This is a genomic window from Mesorhizobium sp. M4B.F.Ca.ET.143.01.1.1 (genome assembly GCF_004792275.1).
Classification (GTDB): Bacteria; Pseudomonadota; Alphaproteobacteria; order Rhizobiales; family Rhizobiaceae; genus Mesorhizobium; species Mesorhizobium abyssinicae.
The window spans coordinates 1-288 of record NZ_SRSR01000337.1 but is presented as its reverse complement, the minus strand read 5'-3'; the positions used below and the strand labels follow the sequence as shown (position 1 = coordinate 288).

1 protein-coding gene is annotated in these 288 nt (G+C 66.0%); it reads left to right on the top strand.

From position 1 onward, the window contains the following. On the top strand, nucleotides 1-288 hold a 288-nt coding region (locus EN786_RS37240), incomplete at both ends, for an aminotransferase class III-fold pyridoxal phosphate-dependent enzyme (RefSeq protein ID WP_135910212.1).

Sequence of the window (288 nt, the reverse complement as noted above, 5' to 3'; positions counted from 1 at the left end):
CGCGCCGCCGGCGTGATGGTCGAGCCGCTGGTTCTTGGCGCCGGCGGCATGCTGATGTATGCGGCCTGGGTTCTGACCGAATTGAAGAAGATTGCCGAAGCCTCCGGCACGCTCGTGATCGCCGACGAAGTCATGACCGGCTGGGGGCGAACCGGAACCATGTTCGCCTGCGAGCAGGCATCCGTCTCGCCGGACATCCTGTGCACGTCGAAGGGCCTGACCGGCGGCGTGATCCCGCTGGCGGCTACGCTCGCCACCGATGCCATCTTCCAGGCCCACTATTCCGAA